Raw genomic sequence first — 2,898 nt, forward strand, 5'->3', positions numbered from 1 at the left:
TATAGAATTCCGCCCGCAAATTTAAAAAGCGCTTCGCAGTTTCGCGCTGCATTTTTAAATTTCATCGCCTCCGAGCTTGGGCGTGGGGCTCGCAAAATTTACCGCTTCAAGCCCGCCGTGAAATTCTGCGCGGCAGATAATGCGATAATCTTTGCCTATCTGCGCGACATGCCGCTACCTGTATTTGCCGCCAAGCCAGCTTATAAGCTAGCTCGCGCGATCGTAAGCCTGCGTAGTGGCGTGCTGCTAAATGCCCGCGAGGCGTTTAGTGATTTTGTGTTTTCAAAGATCGCGCTGCGAAATGCAGGCGCAGAGATTGAGCTTAAAAACGAACTCATCATCGTGCGAAAAAACGGATTTTCGCTCGGAGTGATAGCAAATTTCAGATCGATGCTCGTTTCAAATCCTATGCTTTATGATAATGATATAAAAAAAGCGCTAGAGCTTTCATGCGGAGCAAACCTCGATGCCGTGTATCTTGTCTATCCAAAAAATGAAAATTTTAACCGCCACGTCGAGATAAAAAGCGAATGCTTTAAGGGAAATTTCATTATGAAATTAGTACCATACAAGCTTACCGACAAAATTTATTAAAAGGATACCAAATGGTTGGAATTATTTTTGGAAGCTCGATGGGCAATACCGAAGATGCTGCGAAGCTGATCTCGGAAAAGCTCGGCATCGAAAATGAGCTAAAAAACGTCGCAGATATCGCGCCTGCTGACCTAGACAAATACACCGCGCTCGTAATCGGAAGCTCGACGTGGAACGACGGCGAGCTGCAAGACGACTGGGCGGGCTTTGATTTCTCAGCCCTTGATGTCGCGGGCAAGACCGTCGCGATTTTTGGTATGGGCGATAGCTCAAGCTACAGCGACGCCTACTGCAACGCAATGCGCGAGCTATACGATAACTTCAAAAAAGCGGGTGCAAATATCGTAGGCGCAGTGCCTACCGACGGATATGAATTTGACGAGAGTAAGGCCGTAGTGGACGGCAAATTCGTTGGCCTCGCGTTAGACAACGACAATCAAAGCGACCTCACCGAGAGCCGCATCGAGGCGTGGGTAGCGCAGATCGCTCCCGAGCTTAGATAACTCCCTTTAAATTTGCCGTGAAGCGCCTGCTTCGCGGCTCTTTCATCTTTTTTTAAAATAATTAAAATTTAGATCTCTTTAAAATTTAAACTCTGCCGACTTTGGTTAAATTTAAACGACTTGGGCTTTGAAATTTTTAAATTTTATACCTGCGTGAATGAAATTTATCCTTTAAATTTGGCTGCGCGATACTTTGTGCTAGCGTAAATACAGACCGACTTAGAGACGCACTTAGCGCGAGTAGAAAAAATTTAGCCGCTGTGGCGGCGGAAGGACAAAGCCGAGAGTTTGCGTATAGCGGTTTATAAATCTCATCGGCGTAATCCGTGTACACTCGGGAAATAAAATTTGCAAATTTTATAAGCGGCGAAGCGAGGGGCGACGTCGCTAAAATTTACCGCCGTACGCTATTAAAATTTCTTTTCGCAGCTCCGCCATGAAATTTCGCCGAGCGCCTGATACAGAAATTTTGTCTATCCGCGCGGCGACCGGCTGCCGTCTGCTTGCAAAATTCGTATAAATTTGCCGCTGCAATCGCACGCGGCTGTTGCCCCAAATAAACCGCAGCATAACCCCGCGAGATTGCCCGCCGCTAGGAGCAAAAAGCCGCAAAACTATGCGGCGCGACAAAGCATAAATTTAAAAGAGGAATTTTACTCTTTACGCTACTTCGCGTAAAGAGCGCGACGAGACGTAAATTTAAAATTTAGAGCGTAAATTTTAAGGCTTTAAAATTTACAGCATGATCAGGAACAAAGAGGTCACGACCGAAACAAGGGGAAATGTTATGAAGCAGGTGTGGATATTTTTGCTGTGCCTACTTGCGCTATGCGGCATGGAAAATGCTGCGGCTAAGGGAGACGATGCGCCGCGGCCAGAGATTTATCAGAGTATGAAAGATATTTACGACGATCTACCGATCGCGCAACTACCGATTCGCTATCCGGGAGAAATTTCGCCCTTAGCGGCTATCGATAAAAATTTACTTGATAAAAATGAGCTGTTTTCGTTCGTAAAGGAGAATTTTTTAATCGACAATCTAAGCGCGTATTGGGAGAGGATCAAAGACATAAGGGCTTGTCGTTTGCCAAAAAAGAGCGCCAAAACAATTCTGCTAAGGCTTTATCTGGGGGATTTCCAAGATAGCAAGCACGGGCACGAATATGTTTTTATGTGCCTTTTAAACGACGCATTTCGTATAAGCGATTGTCGCGAAATTTACTCCGATTACGTGCACTGCGGTAAAAGCAAGCCGCCGATGCGCGCCAAGCAGGAGTTCGTCATCGACGCCGATTTACGCTGCACAGTAACAACGTACTACTATACTTTAGATAGCGATAAAGAGCTGCACAGAAATGTCTGCGTGCACGAAATAAAAAACGGCGCGATCGTTACTAAGGATTAAAATCCAAGGCGATTTTGCGAGATGTTTTTGGCCGTAAATTTCATAGACAGAGCGGCAAACTGAGACGTGAATTCGCTCTATCTATGAGCCACGGCTATTTCAAATCGCGATAAAATAACGCTTAAACCGAGCCTCGAATTCATCATATTGATGAGGCGCTGTTTCGAGCCGCGCCAAAACGGCTCGTAAATCTTCAGTGTGCTGCAGGCGCCATGCCAAGATGCGTCGCCTTGCGGAGCATTTTAACGGCGGTGAGCGCTTTATTGGTTTTGACTTCCTGCAACAAGCTAAATATCAAATCTGAAATTCTTAGCAAGCCCCGAAAACAGCGAGGATAAAACATCCAAATTTTAAAATTTAAAAATTTTTAAAATAAAAGAGTGAGTTTAAAAAGAA

The 2,898-nt window shown here is 45.2% G+C and carries 3 protein-coding genes; all 3 read left to right on the forward strand.

All coding sequences use genetic code 11. The features are described 5' to 3' along the window. On the forward strand, window positions 1-594 hold a 594-nt coding region (locus Q0236_RS06675; RefSeq protein ID WP_297916266.1), incomplete at its 5' end, for a hypothetical protein. Window positions 595-605: 11 nt separating this feature from the next. Continuing rightward, window positions 606-1,097, forward strand: a complete 492-nt coding sequence (gene fldA / locus Q0236_RS06680; protein WP_297916268.1) for a flavodoxin FldA — start codon at window positions 606-608, stop codon at window positions 1,095-1,097. A gap of 742 nt (window positions 1,098-1,839) precedes the next feature. Further along, window positions 1,840-2,502, forward strand: coding sequence for a hypothetical protein (locus Q0236_RS06685; RefSeq protein ID WP_297916270.1), 663 nt, complete (start codon window positions 1,840-1,842; stop codon window positions 2,500-2,502). Window positions 2,503-2,898 lie beyond the last annotated feature (396 nt).

This window comes from uncultured Campylobacter sp., assembly GCF_938031315.1.
GTDB lineage: Bacteria > Campylobacterota > Campylobacteria > Campylobacterales > Campylobacteraceae > Campylobacter_B.

What these genes read in the sequence shown, in the direction of transcription:
- Q0236_RS06685 (WP_297916270.1), top strand. Translation starts at nt 1,840, where the DNA reads ATGATCAGGAACAAAGAGGTCACGACCGAAACAAGGGGAAATGTTATG.
- fldA (WP_297916268.1), top strand. Translation starts at nt 606, where the DNA reads ATGGTTGGAATTATTTTTGGAAGCTCGATGGGCAATACCGAAGATGCT.